At 36.0% G+C, this 21,147-nt stretch carries 24 protein-coding genes; 20 read left to right on the forward strand and 4 right to left on the reverse strand.

Annotated features, from left to right (window positions below; genetic code table 11):
* Positions 1-24: 24 nt before the first annotated feature.
* From OCV53_RS03125 to OCV53_RS03135, 3 genes are all read left to right on the forward strand, one after another.
* A complete protein-coding gene (locus tag OCV53_RS03125; RefSeq protein ID WP_070097212.1) occupies positions 25-579 on the forward strand; it encodes an acyltransferase in 555 nt (184 codons plus the stop codon).
* A 182-nt stretch (positions 580-761) separates the two neighbouring features.
* Positions 762-1,790: an acyltransferase family protein gene (locus OCV53_RS03130; protein WP_055196550.1), complete on the forward strand. Its 1,029-nt coding sequence runs from the start codon at positions 762-764 to the stop codon at positions 1,788-1,790.
* Positions 1,791-1,878: 88 nt separating this feature from the next.
* The gene (locus tag OCV53_RS03135; RefSeq protein ID WP_055196551.1) at positions 1,879-2,208 is read left to right on the forward strand and encodes a hypothetical protein; all 330 of its coding nucleotides are present in this window, start codon (positions 1,879-1,881) and stop codon (positions 2,206-2,208) included.
* 145 nt (positions 2,209-2,353) lie between these two features.
* Here OCV53_RS03135 and OCV53_RS12505 read toward each other — a convergent pair whose 3' ends face one another.
* The 3 genes from OCV53_RS12505 to OCV53_RS03145 form a co-directional block, all read right to left on the reverse strand.
* Positions 2,354-2,647, reverse strand: coding sequence for an IS3 family transposase (locus OCV53_RS12505; protein ID WP_148368912.1), 294 nt, complete (start codon positions 2,645-2,647; stop codon positions 2,354-2,356).
* 54 nt (positions 2,648-2,701) lie between these two features.
* A complete protein-coding gene (locus OCV53_RS03140; protein WP_055196552.1) occupies positions 2,702-3,154 on the reverse strand; it encodes a helix-turn-helix domain-containing protein in 453 nt (150 codons plus the stop codon).
* A 101-nt stretch (positions 3,155-3,255) separates the two neighbouring features.
* A complete protein-coding gene (locus tag OCV53_RS03145) occupies positions 3,256-4,047 on the reverse strand; it encodes a hypothetical protein (RefSeq protein WP_022374192.1) in 792 nt (263 codons plus the stop codon).
* A gap of 213 nt (positions 4,048-4,260) precedes the next feature.
* Here OCV53_RS03145 and OCV53_RS03150 point away from each other — a divergent pair, with 213 nt between their 5' ends.
* The 15 genes from OCV53_RS03150 (at position 4,261) to OCV53_RS03220 (ending at position 17,849) form a co-directional block, all read left to right on the forward strand.
* Positions 4,261-5,130, forward strand: coding sequence for a metallophosphoesterase (locus OCV53_RS03150; protein ID WP_022374191.1), 870 nt, complete (start codon positions 4,261-4,263; stop codon positions 5,128-5,130).
* A gap of 26 nt (positions 5,131-5,156) precedes the next feature.
* On the forward strand, positions 5,157-6,395 hold the full coding sequence (locus OCV53_RS03155; RefSeq protein WP_055196553.1) for a nucleotidyltransferase domain-containing protein: 1,239 nt from the start codon (positions 5,157-5,159) through the stop codon (positions 6,393-6,395).
* 29 nt (positions 6,396-6,424) lie between these two features.
* Positions 6,425-7,300, forward strand: a complete 876-nt coding sequence (locus OCV53_RS03160) for a RelA/SpoT domain-containing protein (RefSeq protein WP_055196554.1) — start codon at positions 6,425-6,427, stop codon at positions 7,298-7,300.
* Positions 7,301-7,306: 6 nt separating this feature from the next.
* Positions 7,307-7,558 (forward strand): hypothetical protein, encoded by a 252-nt coding sequence (locus OCV53_RS03165; RefSeq protein WP_022374188.1) that lies wholly within the window; start codon positions 7,307-7,309, stop codon positions 7,556-7,558.
* Entirely contained in the window at positions 7,555-8,085 is a 531-nt protein-coding gene (locus OCV53_RS03170; RefSeq protein WP_022374187.1) for a hypothetical protein, read from the forward strand. Before OCV53_RS03165 ends, OCV53_RS03170 begins: the two co-directional genes overlap by 4 nt.
* A gap of 41 nt (positions 8,086-8,126) precedes the next feature.
* A complete protein-coding gene (locus OCV53_RS03175; RefSeq protein ID WP_055196555.1) occupies positions 8,127-9,599 on the forward strand; it encodes an FGGY-family carbohydrate kinase in 1,473 nt (490 codons plus the stop codon).
* Positions 9,600-9,894: 295 nt separating this feature from the next.
* Positions 9,895-10,344 (forward strand): PTS sugar transporter subunit IIA, encoded by a 450-nt coding sequence (locus OCV53_RS03180; RefSeq protein ID WP_055196556.1) that lies wholly within the window; start codon positions 9,895-9,897, stop codon positions 10,342-10,344.
* A gap of 16 nt (positions 10,345-10,360) precedes the next feature.
* Positions 10,361-11,800 carry a PTS ascorbate transporter subunit IIC gene (locus tag OCV53_RS03185; protein WP_055196557.1) on the forward strand — a complete coding sequence of 480 codons (1,440 nt, stop codon included), beginning with the start codon at positions 10,361-10,363 and terminating at the stop codon, positions 11,798-11,800.
* A 68-nt stretch (positions 11,801-11,868) separates the two neighbouring features.
* A complete protein-coding gene (locus tag OCV53_RS03190) occupies positions 11,869-12,162 on the forward strand; it encodes a PTS sugar transporter subunit IIB (protein WP_055196558.1) in 294 nt (97 codons plus the stop codon).
* 15 nt (positions 12,163-12,177) lie between these two features.
* A complete protein-coding gene (locus tag OCV53_RS03195; RefSeq protein ID WP_055196559.1) occupies positions 12,178-13,050 on the forward strand; it encodes an L-ribulose-5-phosphate 3-epimerase in 873 nt (290 codons plus the stop codon).
* 10 nt (positions 13,051-13,060) lie between these two features.
* Complete coding sequence (locus tag OCV53_RS03200; protein ID WP_055196560.1) at positions 13,061-13,888, forward strand: Cof-type HAD-IIB family hydrolase; 828 nt, start codon at positions 13,061-13,063, stop codon at positions 13,886-13,888.
* A 16-nt stretch (positions 13,889-13,904) separates the two neighbouring features.
* Positions 13,905-14,597, forward strand: a complete 693-nt coding sequence (locus OCV53_RS03205) for an L-ribulose-5-phosphate 4-epimerase (RefSeq protein ID WP_055196722.1) — start codon at positions 13,905-13,907, stop codon at positions 14,595-14,597.
* Positions 14,598-14,641: 44 nt separating this feature from the next.
* Positions 14,642-15,745 (forward strand): L-ascorbate 6-phosphate lactonase, encoded by a 1,104-nt coding sequence (gene ulaG, locus OCV53_RS03210; RefSeq protein WP_055196561.1) that lies wholly within the window; start codon positions 14,642-14,644, stop codon positions 15,743-15,745.
* 15 nt (positions 15,746-15,760) lie between these two features.
* Positions 15,761-16,810 carry a hypothetical protein gene (locus tag OCV53_RS03215; protein WP_055196562.1) on the forward strand — a complete coding sequence of 350 codons (1,050 nt, stop codon included), beginning with the start codon at positions 15,761-15,763 and terminating at the stop codon, positions 16,808-16,810.
* A gap of 79 nt (positions 16,811-16,889) precedes the next feature.
* A complete protein-coding gene (locus tag OCV53_RS03220; protein ID WP_070097213.1) occupies positions 16,890-17,849 on the forward strand; it encodes a sugar-binding transcriptional regulator in 960 nt (319 codons plus the stop codon).
* 135 nt (positions 17,850-17,984) lie between these two features.
* Here OCV53_RS03220 and OCV53_RS03225 read toward each other — a convergent pair whose 3' ends face one another.
* Positions 17,985-19,355, reverse strand: coding sequence for an N-acetylglucosaminidase (locus OCV53_RS03225; protein WP_055196564.1), 1,371 nt, complete (start codon positions 19,353-19,355; stop codon positions 17,985-17,987).
* Positions 19,356-19,544: 189 nt separating this feature from the next.
* Here OCV53_RS03225 and OCV53_RS03230 point away from each other — a divergent pair, with 189 nt between their 5' ends.
* Positions 19,545-20,351 carry an amino acid ABC transporter substrate-binding protein gene (locus OCV53_RS03230; RefSeq protein WP_055196565.1) on the forward strand — a complete coding sequence of 269 codons (807 nt, stop codon included), beginning with the start codon at positions 19,545-19,547 and terminating at the stop codon, positions 20,349-20,351.
* Positions 20,352-20,484: 133 nt separating this feature from the next.
* Positions 20,485-21,141 carry an amino acid ABC transporter permease gene (locus tag OCV53_RS03235; protein ID WP_022375369.1) on the forward strand — a complete coding sequence of 219 codons (657 nt, stop codon included), beginning with the start codon at positions 20,485-20,487 and terminating at the stop codon, positions 21,139-21,141.
* Positions 21,142-21,147: the final 6 nt, after the last annotated feature.

A 21,147-nucleotide genomic window follows, 5' to 3' on the forward strand; every position in this document is an offset into this window, starting at 1 on the left:
CGTTACTTGGAAAGGAAAAGAATTATGTTAATGAAAGTTTATTTATGGTTTAGAAAGAATATATTGAAAATTGATGATCGTTCTCAGTTAGAAATAGCAATTGAGAATGGACTTAAGATAGGGAAGAATCATAATATTCAGGATCAAGTTATATTAGATTGGAGTCATTGTTGGCTCATTGAGATTGGAGATAATGTTACAATTGCACCAAGAGTTTATATTTTATGTCATGATGCAAGTACTAAAAATACATTAGGTTATACAAAGATTGGAAGGGTAAGAATAGGAAATAATGTATTTATTGGTGCTAATACAACAATATTACCAGGAGTAACAATAGGCGATAACGTAATAATAGGGGCGAATGGTGTTGTTACAAAAGATATACCAGAGAATAGTGTAGCTATAGGAAATCCGTGTCGAGTTATTAAAGAATATAATAATTACATGTATGAAAATAAAAAAATAATGGATAATGTACCAGTGTTTGATGAAAAATATATTATAGGAAATATTGATGAAAAAAGAAAACGTGAAATGAGAGAAAAATTAGAAAAAACAATAGGATTTGTCAAATAATAAACAATAGAGATTAAAAATGAGTTTAAAAGATAAAAAAGAAACAAGTTCCATCAAGCTTAAGAAAATATAAGGTCCTAGGGAACTTAAGAATTTAGTAATCGAATGTTGCAATTGCCAAATATTATGGAGTGAAGAAAATTATTAGAGCAGATAAGGATTAAAATTTATTGGAGATAAATATGTTAACAAAAAAAGATGCAAAAATGGCACAAGGATTAGCAATTATAGGAATGGTGGCATTACATTTATTTTGTAGAATTGATAATCTTCCATATAATGTGCATATATTTTTAGGGGGAAGACCATTAATTTATTATATAGGATTATTTGGAGATTTTTGTGTTCCTATTTATTGTTTTTGCAGTGGGTATGCACAACAAATTATGTATGAAAAAGAACATAAAATTGGAGAAGGAATAAAACGACTTCCTAAATTTATTATGCATTTTTGGATGATTGTTATTCTTTTTTCAGTGATTGGAATTTGGTATCATAGTCCAGATATTCCTAAAACGATCAGTGATTTTATGGGGAATATGTTACTGTACAAGATGTCATATAATGGAGCATGGTGGTTTGTATTAACTTATATTTGGTTAGTTTTATTATATCCAATAATGAAGTGGTTTGCAGATAAATTGAATCCTGTAATATTGATTTGTATTAGTGGCATTTTATATATAATTTTTTATTATTTTGAGATTATTTGTACTTTAAATATTTCCAATTCCATTGTAGCATGGATTTGGAATCAGTTATGTTTGATTGGAAGATCACAATTTGCATTTATCTTGGGAATAATATGGTGTAAATATTTGGTTATAGATAAAATAAGAAATTTTTATATGAAAATCAAAATGAAAAATCTATGTTTGCTAATCTGTGTAGCAATAACTTTTATTTTTCATTGCTTTGTACAATCATTAATTGTTGCTCCAATTACAGGTATGATAGTATTAATGTGTTTTCATTTATGGGATAAACCAGAGTGGATGGAAAAATTATTTTTATTGTTAGGAAAACATTCAACAAATATATGGTTGATACATATGTTTTTTTATTTGGTACTATTTAAAAATTTTATTTTCAGATTAAAAGAACCAGCTTTAATATTTGTAGGAATGCTCGTTCTTTGTATAGTTATATCTATATTGATAAATCAGATAGAAAAGTTAATTGTAGATGGAGTAAAGTCCTGTAAATTTTAGAATCAGACGTAGGAGATATACACAGCTTAAGCCACAGGAGATAGGATAAAGATCTTGTATTGAATTGCTATGGAAAAATTAATCGAATATGTATATCAAAAAAATCGGTATGTATCTTTCAAATTTGCCAGATTCTGTGGAAAATAACTGGAAAAGTGTATTAAAAGAACAATTATGGCTTAGCAAGGAAGCAGAAGAGCTAGTTCAACATAATTTGAAAATTAATCGTTCGAGTCAAATATTTGGGTTGTATCATAAAGTGTTTTCACGCAAGAAAATTCCAAGAGAATTTACAGATATAAATTATGAAGAACTAGTGGATAAGATGATTTGTGTTACATTTGATTATGCTTATGATGATATACCATTAGGTGGAATGGATACAAATTGTTTTGATGGAAGGATTTGTGAAGATTGAACCGCTCCCCGTCAAGTAGACAATTGAAAAAATATAAATTTTTCCTGCCAGTAGAAATTTATCTGCTGGCAGTTTTTATGCAGCTTGCAAGTAAATTTCGTGTTTTTCCATTGGCGTTAAAATTCCGAGATTCCTTTGCAAGCGTTTACTGTCTTGTGCATCCGTTGTTAGAATACTTGATAGTTGATTTTATATTAAGTTTACGGCAAATGCGTAGCACACGTTTATCGTTTACATCAATACCATGATATCGTTCCAGATCATCTCTGATCCTTCGATAGCCTTTATCCGGTGAGTCTGTATGAATCTTTTCTATCTCGTCGGCAATAAACTTATTCTTTTGTTCACTTTTAGGAATTTCTCTGTGTAGCCATTTATAATAAGCTGCTCTAGAAACATTACCAAGTTTACAAAGTGCAGTGATTGGATGGATAATTATGTTCTTTGTGTTCTTCTTTGATTACCTGATATATATGTTCATGACGGACCAGGCTTAGCCTCGCCTCCTCTCTATTTCTTCGAGTTTTTTTAAAAAAGATGCCTCCATTTCAGCACGTTCTTCAAAGGTTGTTTTTCTTCCTTTGGTCATGATAATGCTTCCTCCTGTTCCAGAAGATTTTAATTCTTCATGACCATTATACTTCTTTATCCAAGTTTGTAACTTACCTTTTGAATGGATTCCATATTTTTTGCAGATATCATCTTGAGAACCATAGCCTGCTAAATAATCTAAGACTGCTTGATGTTTCAATTCTTTGGAATATTTTTTATTCCCTTTCAATGTAAATGCATTTGCTCCTATAGATTCATAGTTTCGAATCCATTGTTGGACAGATGCGAGACTTACATCAAACATATGGGCAATTCGTTGTTGGCTTTCTTTTCCATCCAGATATAGATTTACAGCATATATCTTATTCTCAACAGATACTTTTCTTTTAGACATAAAATATGCTCCCTCCTAAGTGACAAGTTTTTATTATTTCACTTGTCTACCTGGAAGGGAGCATATCAATCATTATGTGACAGCCTTGCTAAATTTTCGATTTAAACAAACAATTTCACGATTCGTGTCTTATTCAGCACAAAAATAGAAGCATCCATAAACAGATGAGCCAGCAAAGTACTGATGATTACGCCATTTGAAGTTAATAAGAAATCCGTATAGAATCCATACCAGCAGATAAATCCTGAATAAATTCCCATTAAAACTAATAAAGGGAAATTCTGCATGACACCAGATAAAGAATCCTTAATATCCTCAATGGTGGAATCAAAATAAACAAAACGTCCGATCGCAAGCATAACAAAATAAAAAATTAAAGAGTCATAATTTGAATCATTATAAATAAACTTAATATATAGCAGGATCAGAATGATATAAAATGCAGAGATTAATCTTACAGATGCTTTCTGCTTGGATGATATAACTTTCAGGTGGACAAAGATACGGTCAAACCAGAAAGTCAGGAATACAGAGCATACTAAAAATGCAAGCAGTAAAATGTCCTGATATTTATGCCAGTATAAGGCTGCCTGTGGAATCCTTTCATCAAGTACATAATATAGAGAAAGGAAGATAAGCACCGAAGTACTGGAAAATACCATCTCATAAAAACTTTCAATCCGGCTTAGAACTTTAGTTTTGTGGGTTTCATTAATTTGTGCCAGTTCTTGGGGCGTTGGATTTTTTGCATTGATCTTATAATGTTTTTGTAATTTGGCGGCAATTAAAACGATCGCAAGGACAATGATCAGTCCGATCAGTGATACGATCAGAAATCCGCCGGCATTTTGTGCGTTAAAATAGTGAGTAACGTAATATTTTGATTGTTCCATGTTATATACCTTCTTTTGATAAATCATTCATATTAAATCTAAGGATTTATTTTAGCACGATATTTTGATTTTTCAACTGATAAATGGTCTTAATCATAAAGAATTCACAAAATCATAAGAAAGACAAAAGAATTTTACTGATATACTTGTGAGCATAGATACGCCGATGGTATAATATAAAGAGTACATTTTTGAAAGCAGTGAAGACTTTAGATGAAAAAGATATTAAAGATAACGGGTATACTATTAATGATTTTTATTTTATTTATAGTGATAGAAGTCGTTATTTCATACAAATGTTTAACAGTTAAGAATTACAATATAGAATCAGACAAGATCAAGGAGAACGTAAAGGTTGTTCTGGTATCAGATCTTCATTATGGTACATTTGGAGAGAATAATAAACGTCTGGTCAGCAAGATCAAAGAATGCAAGCCGGATCTTATTCTTTTTGATGGAGATATGATCAATGAAGAGAGTAAGAATCTTCAAACAGTAATCACTCTTGTGAAGAGACTAAAGGAGACTGCACCGGTTTACTATGCTTTGGGCAATCATGAGATGGGATATCTTGATCGTAAGACTTCAGATTTATATGGAGAATTAAAGAAAGCTGGAGCAGTAGTTTTGGAGAAAAACTATGAAGATATCAAAGTGAAGAATCATACGATCCGTATCGGAGGTTTGTATGAATATGCTTTCGCAGTCGATGGACAAGGAAAGATGTCTAAGAAAGATATGAATTCTGGATTAAGAGATTTTCTGATGGATTTTGAAGACACGAAGGCATTTAAGATCATGATGTCACACAGACCAGATAGTTTTATCTTTGGACAGGCAGCAGACACATGGAAGATTGATCTTGTGGTAAGTGGACATGCACATGGAGGGCAGGTGATCCTTCCTGGCATGGGAGGTTTGTATGGTGCAGATCAGGGATGGTTTCCAAAGTATGTTGATGGAATTCATCATTTTAGGACAGTTAAGAATATGATCGTTACAAGAGGATTAGGAAGTGACAAAGAGAAACTCCCGAGATTCAATAATATACCAGAGATCGTAGTGATCGATCTTAAGAAATAACATATCAAAGGAAAGTGTGGCAGATTATGAATGCGACAAATGTATTTTTAGACATATTAAAAAGTGCAATAACACAGACAGAATGTGATAACCTCGACGGGCTTGATACGGATGTATGGATCCGGGTTTATGATATCAGTCAGAAACAGCAGCTTTCACCATTGATCTATCAGCAGATTTTTTCTAATCCGTCTTTTTTGGAAAGTGATCCGGAATTTCAGAATTTCTGGAAGATGGATACGATCGATCAGGCAGGTAATCAGGTTCGAAAGAGTATTTTATTTTTGATGTTATCTGATAAGATGCGTCAGAATGGTCTGACACCATTGGTAGTGAAAGGAATTGTCTGCAGGAATCTATATCCAAATCCTGACTTAAGAACGTCGAATGATGAAGATCTGTTTATACCGAGAGAACAGTTTCAGAAGATGGACGAGTTCTTGAGAAATGAAGGATTTATGAGAGATGAATTGATTGAAGGCAAAGACTATCAGGAAGTTCCATATAAGAATCTGTCCAATGGGTTATATCTGGAGCTGCATATGAATCTGTTTGCACAGGAGTCTGGTGCGTATGGACATTTTAATGAGTTGTTTGCAGATGCTTTTGATACATGCATAGAGACAGAGATTCAGGGAAGCAAGGTACTTACGCTCAATGTCAGAGAACATTTCCTGTATCTGGTATGCCACAGCCTCAAACATTTTCTTCACAGTGGATTTGGAATCAGACAGGCGTGTGATATGATTTATTTTGCAAAGAATTATCATGATCAGTTTGACTGGGAAGAGATAAGAAGTGTGATGCGGGAATATCATATGGAAGCATTTGCAATGAACGTGCTTGATATTGGTGTTTGTTATCTTGGAATCTCATGGGAAGAGATGGGACTTACGAAGCCGTCCGATATAGATATTGACTGTACAGCATTGCTTGATGATATGCTGGATGGTGGTATTTTTGGACAGAATGATATGAATCGCGTACATAGTGCGAATATTACACTGAATGCGGCAGAACATGAAAAGGCGAGTGCCGCTTCCGGTATTGCGGCATCCTTATTCCCTGATAAGGAATATATGAAGACAAACTATGATTATGCGAGAAAATATCCGTTTTTGTTACCAGTAGCATATATACAAAGAATTTTAAAATATCTGCTAAAACGTAAGAAATCAGGACAGAATACGGGAGAGAAAAGCAGTACACAGATTGGCATGGAGAGAGTGAAACTGCTTGAAAAATATAAGATTGTAGACAAATAAATATATATAATGAAAAGAGGTGATTCCTCATGCTGGATCAGGAGAAATTTTTTAACACATACAAAGTACAGGAAGCATTTGAGGATTCTGGACTTTCCTGGGATACGCTTGAGAAGATTTATGATGACTATAAGAGCCGCCTGCCAGAGATGAAAAAGATGGCAGATCATTTACAGGAAGAAATATCAAAAGAGATAGATTTTCATGTACATTCAATTCATAACAGATGTAAGAATCCTGAACATCTCATTGAGAAGATTATAAGGAAAGTTGGAGTTGAGAAACGTCAAAAATATAAAAGTATTAATGAAAAGAATTATTTAAGGATCGTACGTGATCTGATGGGAGTCAGGATTTTGATCTTATCCAAAGAAGAATGGCGTACAGTGCATGATTTTTTATTAAAGGTTGACGAAGATCCCCGATATGATATCTGTATGGCAGAGATGCCAAGAGCTTATATTCGTTATGGGGACCGTGATATTTTTAATTATACGATCCATAAAGAGTATACAGATAAGGGATACCGTTCCCAACATTATATTTTTAAGTATAAAGAATATTATTTTGAAGTACAGGTTCGTACGATCGCAGAAGAAGTTTATGCGGAGTTTGACCATTATGTAAAATACCCATATCGAGAGAATAATCATTTTCTTAAACGCTATACAAGCGTAGTGGCAGAATTGTTAAATTCTGTGGATGAGATTATTTCCACATGTTTTCAGTTTGGAGAAGAAGGCTGGTTCGATATGGAGAAATATTTTGCACAGGACAGTTACAATGATCTTGAGCGAATGTCAAAAGAACCACATAAGAGAGAACAAGAGCAGATTCCAAGAGCCAAAGATGGTGTAATTGATGCTGGGAGCTATATGAACCGGATGATCTTAAGAAAGGGATAAAACCAGATGGAGAGATATGATGACGGATTCGCAGAGGAAAGACAGCGGATCGAACGATTGGTGGAAGAAATCATTGCCGGAGAACACAAAATCGATAAACTGCCAAACTCATCAGCCGGATTTACCGGTGCGGCACAGGCAGAGTATTTTTCAAAGGCAAGATATCATTTAGAATCGGATGTAAATAATCTGATCGTAAATCATAAACAGCAACTGGATGAACTACAACTGTTAAAGATGATAAAGGAGCCCAAATGATAGAACATAATTTATTTGAGATGGAGAATTACAGAGAGCTGATTGATGAGGTTGGAGTGGACAAGTTCCGGGAACGATTTGAGGAATTACAGAAAACAGCAATGGAATTTATTGAGATTGCTGGATTTTCTGACGTAGCTTACTGTAATGAACGAATTTTAATGCAGGTGATCCTTGATTATTTTATGGATGTGATGCGTTTAAAAGAATTTCACAGTATTGAGCGTATCCGCACAGAGAAATTGTTTGCATATACAATCTCATGGATCGTTAAGAGAAAACCAATCCAGTTTCGGGAATACTCTGATCAGGAAAGGGATATTTTTGTAAATGAACGATTTGCAGCATATCTGTTGATCAATGAATGCCTGATGTGTGGCAGCAAGCATTTTGTGAAGGAAGCTTACGCGGAGAAGTTGGTGGAATATACAGAGATGCTGTTATATTATTTCAAATACCGACAGTGTGATCCAAAGACATTAGAACTTTTGATCGAGTCGTTTAAGATGGGCGGATTAGTACATTAAGAAGATTAACAGATAACAAAAGCAGTAAAATGAGGTCTTTGATGGGAATCCTTGTTTTTGATGTGGGAACTTCAAGCATGCGGGGTGTATTGATGAATGAGCAGGCAGATATTCTATGCCAGTTTCAGGAAAAATACCACCCTGATTTTCATTTATCGATTTATGTGACACAGAATCCTGAGATATGGAGAAGTGTATTATATGATATTGCGAAGAACATTCAGATATGGTGTGAGGAACATGGACACAAAGTTGAGATGATTTCATTGACGGCACAGAGAACATCAATGATACCAGTAGATCGGGATGGAAATGCATTATGTGATGCTGTGATGTGGCAGGATAAGAGGAATATCAAGACATGTATGAGACTTGCTGGGTACGATGGAGACATTATACGAAGAAGTGGAACGATGGTAAATCCTGTTTTTGCAGGGAGCAAGATGGCATGGCTTCATGAAAATGAACCAGAAATATATGACAGATCCTATAAGCTTTTTGTGGTAGCTGATTATCTGTTTTATCATATGACAGGACAGATGAAGACAGACAGAACATATGCCAGCCGTTTCCATCTGATGAATCTGAGAACCGGACAGTGGGATAAACAATTGCTTGATATATTTGATGTGGAAGAGAGCAAGCTTTGTGAACTTATTGATCCTGGAGAACTTCATGGGTATACGAATGAGGCATTTTCAAAAGCATCCGGCATACCGACAGGAGTTCCCGTATATTCTGCTGGCGGTGACCAGCAGTGTAGCGCGCTTGGAATGGAAATTTACAAAGAAGGGGATCTTGAGGTGACAAGTGGAACCGGTGCATTTATCATCGGAATCACAGAAAAACTGCCACCGGTTATTTTAGGAAATCCGATCATTAATTATTCTGCGGTAAAAGGAAAATATATCGTAGAAGCAAGTATTCTTACATGTAGTGCTGCGTTTGACTGGTTTCGCAGGAATTTTTATAAAGAAGTTCAAGGGGATATTTATAAAAAGATTGATGAAGAAATCAATGAATCCCCGCCGGGAGCAAATGGTTGTATGCTGCTTCCGTTTTTTCAGGGAAGAGCAACGCCACAGTGGAATCCGCAGGCAACGGCATCATTTACCAATGTAACACTCAGTACGACAAGAGGAGATATGGCAAGAGCCTTGCTAGAAGGAATTGTCTATGAGATCCGCAATAATTTAGATATTGTGGAGGGACAGATTGGAAAGGCAGAGAAGATTCAGATAGGCGGCGGATTAAGTAAGAGTCAGGCATTCAATCAGATTCAGGCAGATGTCTATGGTAGAGAACTTGTACATTATGAGAAACGTGAATCAGGGATCATCGGTGCATGGGTGAATACAATGGTTGAAAGCGGAAAGGCATCTGGTTATGAGGAAGCCCTGAAATTGGCTGGACAAAAGGACGCATTAAAGATCTATGATCCAGTCATGGAGAATACAAAAAAATATCAGGACATTCGTGGAAAGATGAATCGTTTGTACCAGAAAATGTATTAAAATTTAATAATAATAATTATCAAAGAGAAGCAACTGATAGAGTGAATCTATGAGTTGCTTCTCTTTTTGTGCATTATGAACAAAATATACAATCTTGCACATATGTGCAGATGGATTGTATTTATGTAAGAACAATATATTTATGGATGTCAATGAAAAATACCCACTTTGCACATATGTGCAAAACATGAGAATTTGTTGCACAGATGTGCAGCGAATGATAAGATGTAAACAACTTAAGGAGATACACATAAAGCAGCATAGAAAATATGGAGAGTTAATTAGGAGGAAACAAATGAGTGAAGTAATCGAAGCAAGAAACATCAAATTGAATGTTGAAGCATCTGACTGGAGAGATTCCATGATCAAATCAGGACAGCTTTTAGTAGACAGTGAATACATCACAAAAGATTACATTGATCTGACGATCAAATGTGTGGAAGAAAACGGACCATACATTGTTATCATTCCAGGACTTGCACTATCACATTCAAGACCAGATGTCAGTGTTAAGAAAACAGGATTAAGCTTGATCACATTAAGCAAGCCAGTCTGTTTTGACTGTGACAATGATCCAGTAGACATTGTTCTTACTCTGGCAGCAACAGATGACACATTTCATCTTGAAAAACTTCAGTCCATGGCTGAATTTATCTCAGATGAAGATAACATCGAATTCATTAAGAATGCAAAGACAACTGAAGAAGTTGCCAAAGCGATCAATGAATTTGAACCTGAAGAGTAAGAAGGGAGAATAGAGGATGGAAATATTAAACACAGTATTTACTTTTGTATCCAATAACATTTTAACAAAAGCGGAGTTCTTCGTAGGACTGATCGTCTTAGTTGGATACATTTTATTAGGAAGAAAATGGTATGAAACATTAGCAGGTTTCTTAAAAGCAGTTGTAGGTTACATGATCTTAAACGTAGGTTCTGCCGGACTGATCAACACATTCCGACCAATCCTTGCAGGATTGAACCAGAAGTTCCATTTGAATGCGGTAGTAATTGACCCGTATTTTGGATTAAACGCAGTTAACGCAGCACTTGAAAACATTGGATTATCCGCAGCATGGACAATGACATCATTGTTAATGGCATTTATCTGGAACATCATCTTATTGATCTTCCGTAAAGCTACAAAACTTCGTACATTACTGTTAACTGGACATATCATGGTACAGCAGGCAACAACAGTAACATGGATCATATTCTTATTCATTCCAGGACTTCGTAGTATCTGGGGAGCCGTAGCAGTCGGAATCTTAGTCGGTACATACCAGGCAGTATTCTCTAACTTAACTGTTGAACCAACAGATCGTTTAACAGATGGTGAAGGTGGATTCGCAATCGGACATCAGCAGATGTTTGCAATTTGGTTAGCTGATAAGATCGCACCAAAGATCGGTAAAAAAGAGGATTCTATCGAGAATATCAAACTTCCAGGATTCTTACAGATGTTCAGTGACAACGTAGTATCCACATCAGTATTAATGTTCGTATTCTTCGGAATCATCATGTTAGTACTTGGTGAAGACTTCATGAGAAGCTTAGATGAGACATTCTCACAGACAACAGCATTTGGATTCTATATCTTCTCTAAAGCATTAAGCTTTACCGTTTACTTAAATGTATTACAGGCAGGTGTTCGTATGTTCGTAGCAGAACTTACAGAATCATTCAAAGGTATTTCAGACAAGCTGCTTCCAGGAGCAATCCCAGCAGTAGACTGTGCCGTAGCTTATGGATTCGCACCAGCAAACGCAGTAACAGTTGGTTTCTTCTGTGGAGCACTTGGACAGTTCTTAGCAATCGCAGGACTATTGATATTCCACTCACCAGTAATGATCATCGCAGGATTCGTACCACTGTTCTTTGATAACGCAAGTATCGCAGTATACGCAAACCACAGAGGTGGAGTTAAAGCAGCTATGATCTTACCATTTATCAGTGGAATCATTCAGGTATTAGGCGGAGCCGTTTGTGCATATGTCTTACAGTTAGTAGCATTCGGAGGATGGCATGGAAACTTCGACTTCTCAACAATTTTCCTTGTAATCTCTTATGTTGTGAAGTACTTAAAGGTACCTGGAGTTATCATTTGTGTATTAGCAATGTTAGTCATTCCTCAGATTCAGTATGCAAAATCTGATAAAGAGAAATATTTCACAGTAGGTCAGGAAGACGAAGACTACTAGAAATCAAAATTAGATAACAAAATATATTTAAACAACAAACAATCAGCCAAATTCAGGAGGTATTTATTATGAAAATCAAAGCAATCGCAGCATGTGGAAATGGAATGGGATCAAGCCAGATGATCAAAATGAAAATCAATAAAGTGTTCAAAAGATTAGGAATCGACGCAGAAATCGGACATATGAGTGTTGGAGAAGCAAAAGGTGTAGCAAATAACTACGATATGATCTTCGTATCTGAAACATTTACATCACAGTTCAGAGTAGGAAAAGATACAAAAGTTATAGGACTTAAGAACCTATTATCAGAAAAAGAAATCGAAGCAAAGATCAGAGAAGCATTAGATATGCCTGCAGAATAAACCGGGGTGAGATAGATGTACGATATCAAAAAAAGGCCATTAGGAATTTATGAAAAAGCTCTTCCAAATGATTTTACATGGCTTGAAAAAATGCAGGCTGCAAAGCAGGCAGGATTTGATTATATCGAGATTTCCATCGATGAATCTGATGAGAGATTAGCAAGACTTGACTGGAGTGATGAGCAGATCGAAGAAATTCGTTCTTATATGAAAGAGACAGGAATCATCATTCCAAGCATGTGCTTAAGCGGTCACAGAAGATTCCCGTTTGGAAGCAAGAACAAAGAAACAAGAGACAAGGCATTTGAGATCATGGAGAAAGCAATTCTTCTGTCACAGAAATTAGGAATCAGAGTGATTCAGCTTGCAACCTATGATGTGTATTATGAAGAATCCGATGATGAAACAAAAGCATTATTCTTAGAAGGAATGAAAAAGTCAGTAGAAATGGCAAGCCATGCAGGAGAGATCCTTGCAATGGAGATCATGGACACACCATTTGTTGGAACAATTCTTCGTGCAATGCACTATATCAAAGAAATTCGTTCTCCATACTTCAAGATTTATCCAGATATGGGAAATCTGACACAGTTCTCTGCGGATGTTGAAAGCGAATTTGAGCTTGGAATTGGTGAAACAGTAGCGATCCACGTCAAAGAGACAAATCCTGGAGTATTCAAATGTGTACCATTTGGAGAAGGAACGGTAAGATTCACAGATATCTTTAAGAAATTAAAGGATCTGAATTATACAGGAATGTTCCTGATTGAAATGTGGGCAGATAATTCTAAGAAACAAACAATGGAAGAAGCTGTAGAAGTTATCAAACAGGCTCGTCTGTTTGTAGAAGATAAGATGGAACAGGCAGGGCTCAAAGTTCCTGCATAAGGAGGAAATTATGTATCGAATGGTGGTAACGGATCTTGATGGGACACTGCTAAACAGCAAAAAACAGGTTTCTGACGGAAATGCGAAAGCAATTATGAAACTTAGTAATCATGATGTAGAGTTTGTTATGGCAACAGGAAGATCTGATGTTATGACAAAAGCATATACAAAACAACTGAAGAATACCAACATCGTGATCGGATGTGACGGAGCTGCCATTCGAAACATCAGAACAGGAGAGACACTGTATGAAAATTATTTAAGCAGTGAAATCTGTCACAAGGCATTTAAAATCTGTGAAAAATATGGTTTACAGTATTATGTCTTTGCAAAAGATGAACTAGTTTCTGACGATCCTCAAAATGAAAGATTTCTGATACATCAGAAGTTTAATAAGACAGTAGAGGGAGATGAACAGATACCAATGCAGATCGTTGATGACTTAAATGAATATGTAAATAATCATATTGTTTACAAGATCGTTGCAAGTCATAATGATACAAAATATTTAGATGAAGTAGCCGAAGTGGTCAAAAAAGAAACGGATGCAGATGCCATCCGTTCTGGGAAAAGGGTTCTTGCAATTAAGGCAAGAGGTGTTTCTAAAGCAGAGGCAATCAAAGAGCTTGCACGGATATTAGATATTTCTACCGAAGATATCATCGCATTTGGTGATGAAGTCAATGATATGGAAATGCTAAAACTGGTTGGACTAGGAATCGCAATGGAAAATGCAGATGATGTTGTGAAAGAAGCAGCAGACAGAGCTGCAGGAAACAATGATCAGGACGGTGTTGGAAAAGAATTACAAAAAATATTTGGAAATGCAGGAAAGTAAGGAAGGAGTTAAGAAGATGCTTGATGAATTAAAACAGCAAGTATATGAAGCAAATATGGAATTACCGGCAAAAGGACTGGTAACTTATACATGGGGAAATGTCAGTGGAATCGATAGAGAACGTGGTTTGTTTGTCATTAAGCCAAGTGGTGTAGACTATGAAAAACTAACACCAGATATGTTAGTTGTCGTAGATTTAAATGGAGAAAAAGTTGAGGGTGACTTAAATCCTTCTTCAGATACACCAACTCACGTTAAACTTTACAAAGCGTTTCCAGAAGTTGGGGGAATCGTTCATACACATTCTCCATGGGCAACATCCTGGGCACAGGCAGGAAGAAGCATTCCATGTTATGGAACAACACATGCAGATTATTTCTTCGGAGATATTCCATGTGCAAGAGCTTTAACAGCCGATGAGATCAATGGAGAATATGAAAAGAATACAGGGATTGTGATCGCAGAAACATTTAAAGATAAGAATCCAGTATATGTACCAGGTGTTTTATGCACAAACCATGGACCATTTTCATGGGGAGCTGATGCAGCAGAAGCAGTTCACAATGCAGTTGTTATGGAAGAAGTAGCTAAAATGGCATATCGCTGTGAACATCTGAAAAAAGATATTGAAGAAGCACCACAGGTATTACAGGACAAACATTTCTTCAGAAAACATGGAGAAAACGCTTATTACGGAAATGACTTATAGGATATAGAGATAGAGCATTTTGGATAGAAAAGGAGATCAAAGTTATGAGTAAAATTAGTGAAATGACAAGAGAAAGCTGGATCGAAAGTACATTCCCAGAGTGGGGAACATGGTTAGTTGAAGATATTGAAAATGAAGTTGTAGCACCAGGAAATGTAGCAATGTGGTGGCTTGGATGTACAGGTGTATGGTTTAAAACACCAGCTGACACAAACATTACCATCGACTTATGGTGTGGAAATGGTAAACGTACACATGGTGATGGAAAAATGAAAGTCGGACATCAGATGGCAAATATGTGTGGTGGACGTGCAATGCAGCCGAACCTTCGTAATGTGCCATTTGTAATTGATCCATTTGCATTTAAGAAAGTTGATGCAGTATTAGCAACACATTATCATCAGGATCATATGTCTGCAGAATGGGCAGCACACGTGATCAACAGTGGAATGACAACAACTGATGAAAATGGAAAAGAGATTCCAGTACCATTCATCGGACCTAAAAAATCCGTAGAATTATGGCAGAAATGGGGAGTTCCAGCAGATCGTTGCATCACAGTAAAACCTGGAGATTCCATTAAGATCAAAGATATCGAGATCATCGCGTTAGATTCCTTTGATAGAACATGTATCGTAACAACAGACTCTACAGGTCCAGACAGAGAAGAATTAACAGGTGTATGCCCAACAGACATGGATGACAAAGCAGTTAACTACTTAGTTAAGACACCAGGTGGAAATATCTATCATTCTGGAGATTCTCACTTCTCTATCTACTTTGCAAAACATGGAAAAGATTACGATGTAGACGTAGCATTTGGATCTTTCGGAGAAAACCCAATCGGTATGCAGGATAAGATGACATCTGTAGATATTCTTCGTATGGCAGAAAACTTACAGTGCAAAGTTGTTGTACCTATTCACTGGGATGTATGGACAAACTTCCAGGCTGACTGTGCTGAGATCAAAGTATTATACAACTTCAAGAAAGATCGTAACGAATATAAATTCCATCCATTCTTCTGGCAAGTTGGAGGAAAATACACATATCCAGCAGACAAAGACAAAATTTACTATCATCACAGAAGAGGATTCGAAGATTGCTTTGAAGCACCACAGAATATCCCATTCCGTTCTTGCTTATAGGAAGAAGGTGGCATAATGAAAGTATCAAAGAAAGTTATCGGAAACTTGGAAAAATGCTATTCTGTTGCACCTTTAACTTACAAAGGAAAGAAACATATGCTCGTAGCAGCAGAAAAAGTAAATCAGTGCCGTTTATATGACCTTGAGGGAAATCAGGAAGAAGTCATCTGGGAAGGACCGGGAGGAACCATGTCAATGGTTCAGGTCCCTGGTTCCGACGGACAGTTTTTAGCAACACATAAATTTTACTCTCCAAATGATTCCAAAGAAGCAAAGATCATCTTAGCTTACCCAGAAGATGGAGAATGGAAAGTAAGAACACTGGCAGAACTTCCATTTGTACATCGTTTTGACATTATTTCAAGAAATGGAGTAAACTATGTGATCGCAGGTACCCTAAAATCTGGACATGAATACAAAGAAGACTGGAGAAGTCCAGGAAAGATTCAGGTATGTGTTCTTCCAGAAGATTTAAGTACCGTTGATGAAGAACATCCATTACAATTTGAAGTATTAAAAGAAGGTTTATTAAAGAATCATGGATACTGCAAAGCAGAAGTTGATGGTGTTTTAAGATCTTATGTTGCAGCAAATGAAGGTGTCTTTGAATGCACACCACCAGAATCTGCAGAAGGAACATGGGAGATTAAACAGGTCTTAGATGAAGCAAGCAGTGATATGGCATTTGCAGACTTCGACAACGATGGTGAGTTAGAAATGTTAACAATCTCACCATTCCACGGAGAAAAGATCAGCATTTTCAAGAAAACAGATGATGAATTTAAGAAAATTTATACTTATGAAAAAGAAGCTGAATTCGCTCATGGAATCTGGGGTGGAGAGATCAATGGTGTGAACGGAGTTTTGATTGGACACAGAAAAGGTGAGAGAAATCTCTTATTCTTCAGATGCACAGATGCTGAAAAATTAATATTTACAGCTGACCTTTTAGACAGTGATGTAGGACCAGCAAACGTACTTCATTACACAAACAATGGAGAAGATTATATTTTGTCTGCAAACAGAGAAATTGATGAAATTGCATTGTATAAAGTAGAAAAATAGAGATATTGTATACTGGACGCAAATTAACCAATGCGGTATAATAAAAATGCTTTGGATAAAGAATGGGAGGTGGAAAACAATGAAGGAATATGATTCACTTAGTGATAACGAAAAGCGCAACATGCTTGCCAGTGTTGCAAACCTCTATTATAATGCGGAAATGACTCAGAATCAGATTGCGGAACGTTTTTTTACCTCACGTTCTAAGATTTCAAGAATGTTAAAAGAGGCAAGACAACTTGGAATCGTAGAAATCAAGATTTTAGAGCCATGGGATCGTAATATAGAGCTGGAACAGGAATTTATGAGAAGATTCGCACTCAAAGATGTACGAGTGATCTCAACAAAAGAAAGCAATGACACGATGGTTCTGCAGAAACTTGGAGAAGTAGCGGCTTATTATCTTGATAATCTGTTAAATGACAATATGATTCTTGGAATTTCATGGGGAAATACTATGTATCATACAGTCAAAGCAGTAAAGACCAGCAAGAATATTCCAATCACAGTTGTACCGATCATGGGAGCAGCGAATGTAAGAACACCAGAGAGAGATTCCTTGGATCTTTCCAAAGAACTTGCTTATGCATATGGTGGAACATATCATTATATTTACGCACCATTGTTCGTAAACTCAGAAGAAGTCAGAGATAGTCTTGAACAAGAACCAAACATCAAAGGATGTCTTGAATTAGCAAAGAATGCAGATATCATTCTTACAAGTGTTGGTTCCATTGTTTATAAGAGTTGGAAATCATATTTAAGTACAAGAGATTTATATAATCTTGAGAAGAAAGGTGCGATCGGACATATCGGAGGACATTTCTATGATATGGAAGGTAATGAAGTCGTAACCCCATTTGTCAATAAGATGATCGGACTTGGAATCGAAGATATTAAAAACACAGAGAATGTCATCTGTGTCGCAGGACTTGAGATGAAAGCCGAAGCAATTCTTGGAGCTGTGAGAGGCGGATATATTAACACACTGATCACAGACGAAGAGGCAGCGAAGGCAGTACTTGAATTATGTAAGTAAAATACTGATTTGACGCGATGCATTGGAATTTTGCCATATTTTGAACAAAATTCCAATGCATCGCGTTCAGTTGCTTATTTATTTTTTATCATATACTCGAAATTTACAGTTGGCCAACCACCACACAATTAAAATTTATTTAAATTTCGGTTTATCATATGTAAACGTAGCATTAGAAGCATAAACAGATCTAAATTGACTATACATGATATATCCGATCTGTTTCGCATAAGCAGGGTCGGTTGCATATTCATGCCACAGATTTGAACTATTTGGATGATAGCGGAATTTGTATAAAGTGTTCTGGTTATGTGCCTTATTATGAATATACTGTTCACTTACATACTGAGCGGCACCATAAATGGCTTTGTCTACACTTGTCCATTTATGGTAGTAAGCATAACTGAATCCGCAAAGCTGAGGAGCACTGTCATAGGCTTTGATACCATATAAGTTATACACTTTCTGTTTGGAAATTTTTGAAGTAATGTATTTTCCATTGACAGTTTTAAATCCAGTAACTTTTCCAGTGCTGTCTTTTACGACCGACTTTCCAGAAACAACAGAGGTTACTGATTTACCTTGTGATAAAACACTCTGTCCATAACCTGTTTCAAGAATTGTCTGACACAGCAGATATACAGGATCAATGTTGTATTTCTTTGCAGCTGCAATCAGTACATTTCCTTTATTCTTTAATACACTGCCTGATTTTAATTTTTTGTTTAATAAGTTGTTATAAGCTGTAGCATTTACTGGGCGGTATGTATTTAGACGAAGAAACTGATAATTGTGTGTAGCATCTTTCGCCGGATTGATATAAGTTGTATAAGTAGATGTAGAAATACTCTTGCCGCCATAAGCTGGATGCTGTTTCTTTTCAGCTGTTACATATGCGGATAACGTTTTCGCATAATTTGTATATACAGTTGTAGTTTTTGCGGCAGAGCCTGTTGCCGCAGGTTTTGATTGAGCAGTAGTTGCCGCACTTGAGCTGTTTGTCAAATAGCTCATAGAGACTCTGTGGGAAGAAGATGTATATCGGTAGGTCATTCCCAGTCCCTGAACGGTTTCTTTTGCAGGCATTAAGATAATTGTGCTTCCAGTAGAGTAATATTTTACCTTTGTAGGTGCAACACTAAATGTCTTTTTTGCCCCATTTAAATAGTAAGTACGTTTTCCAGAATAAGCAGTCAGTGTTTTCTTACCATATTTCAGAACGATCTTACCAGTCTTTGATGAATAAGAACGTTTTACTTTTGGCCCCTGTTTTACAAGATAGTAATAATAAGGTACCATATTAGTATTGCTGATCTGTATTCCGGCATATTTGCTGGAAAGTTTCTTGTTTTTATAGTCAAATGTTAATTGAGTTCCAGTATAGTAACGGGTTTTACCGTTATAACCAATCTTCATGGTTGCTGCATTTGCATTATGGATAGGAATAGTAGTTGCTGTACATCCAATTGTCAAGGCAGCAGCAAGAAGTTTCTTGTAATTTACCATAATATCCTCCTTTTATATACTTTCTAAGAATACCACAAATTTCATGGAAGCTCAATAAAAATGTAATAAAATTGTAATAAAAACAAAATGATACAGATTGACAAAAGAAAAGAACTTTGATATTATGAAACAAACACTTTAGCATGGTAGCGTGCTGATTGAATAAAATGTATGAAGGAGCGATAAATTATGAAAAAGTTTTTAGTCGGGTTATTAACAGTCGCACTTGCAGCATCTATGCTCGTAGGATGCGGAAAGAAAGAAGAGAAAACAAAGACAGATAACTCATTGAAAGATGTCCAGTCTAAGAAAGAATTAGTTCTTGGACTTGATTCATCCTTTCCACCAATGGGATTTACAGATAAGAAAGATAATATTGTAGGATTTGATATCGACCTTGCAAAAGAAGTAACAAAGAGAATGGGAATCAAATTAAAATTACAGCCAATCAACTGGAATTCCAAAGAACAGGAACTTAATACAGAGAAAGTTGACTGTTTATGGAATGGTGTTACATACAGCAAAGCCAGAGCAAAAGAAATGTTATGTTCAGAATCTTACATGGATAACCATCAGGTACTGATCGTACCAGCAAACAGTAAGATCAAATCTTTAAAAGACATTACAAAAGATACAGAAGTTGGAATTCAGTCAGGATCTACAGCAGCTGATGCAGCAGATAGTGTAAAAGAATTAAAGAATTCAAAGATCAAACTGTTACCAGACAATGTTCAGATTTTAAATGATTTAGGACACGGATTAGATGCGGCTGTTATGGATGAAGTTGTTGCAAAATACTACACAAAGAAAGATGCTGGTAAATATAAAGTATTAGAAGACAGTGTAGCAAAAGAAAAATATGTCATTGGATTCAGAAAAGATGACAAAGCACTTTGCAACGAAGTTGTAAAACAGTTAAAAGCAATGGCAAAAGATGGTACATTAAAGAAGATAAGCGAAAAATGGTTTGATGATGACATCACAACAATCAAATAATTAAAGAAATAAATTTTAAGGAAGAAAGGGCTTTCGTGCTAAAGCCCTTTTTCCATTTGTAAAAGCGTTATAAAGGAAATAACCCGTCCCTTATAAATATAGATAAAAATAAGTAACATAGGAGTAGAAGATTATGGATGGAACACAAAGTTTTCCAGAAATTGTAAAGTTATTAATTGAAAATGGTCTGCAATCTACATTGATCTTATTCTTTCTGACTTTGATTTTTGGACTGATTCTTGGTATGATAATTGCTAAAGGAAGAATGTCAAAGCTTCTGATCATTCAGATGCCAATTCGATTTTTCCTATTGATCATGAGAGGAACACCACTGATCCTGCAGTTATATGGATTCTATTTTGGACTATATTATATCGCAGGATTAAGCCTTGATCGTATGACAGCGGCGGTTATCGGTTTTTCTTTAAATTACGCAGCATATTTTGCTGAGATTTATCGAAGTGGTATTCAGGCAATTCCAAAAGGTCAGTATGAAGCAGCGAAAGTATTAGGATTTAATAAGACACAGACATTCTTTAAGATCATTTTGCCGCAGGTTGTAAAGATCATCACACCATCGCTTGGAAGTGAGTGTATGACACTGGTTAAGGATACATCCTTAGCTCATGTTATCGGTGTTATGGAGATTTATGTTGTGGCAACCAACCAGATGGCACGAAGCCGTGGAATGATCTACCTTGTTGTAGCAGGTATTTTCTACCTGATCATGAATGCCATTGTATCGAAAGTATTCTCAGTTATTGAGAAAAGAATGAACTATTATCGTTAGGGGGAA

Origin of the sequence: Anaerostipes amylophilus (assembly GCF_025567365.1) — a bacterium.
Classification (GTDB): domain Bacteria; phylum Bacillota; class Clostridia; order Lachnospirales; family Lachnospiraceae; genus Anaerostipes; species Anaerostipes amylophilus.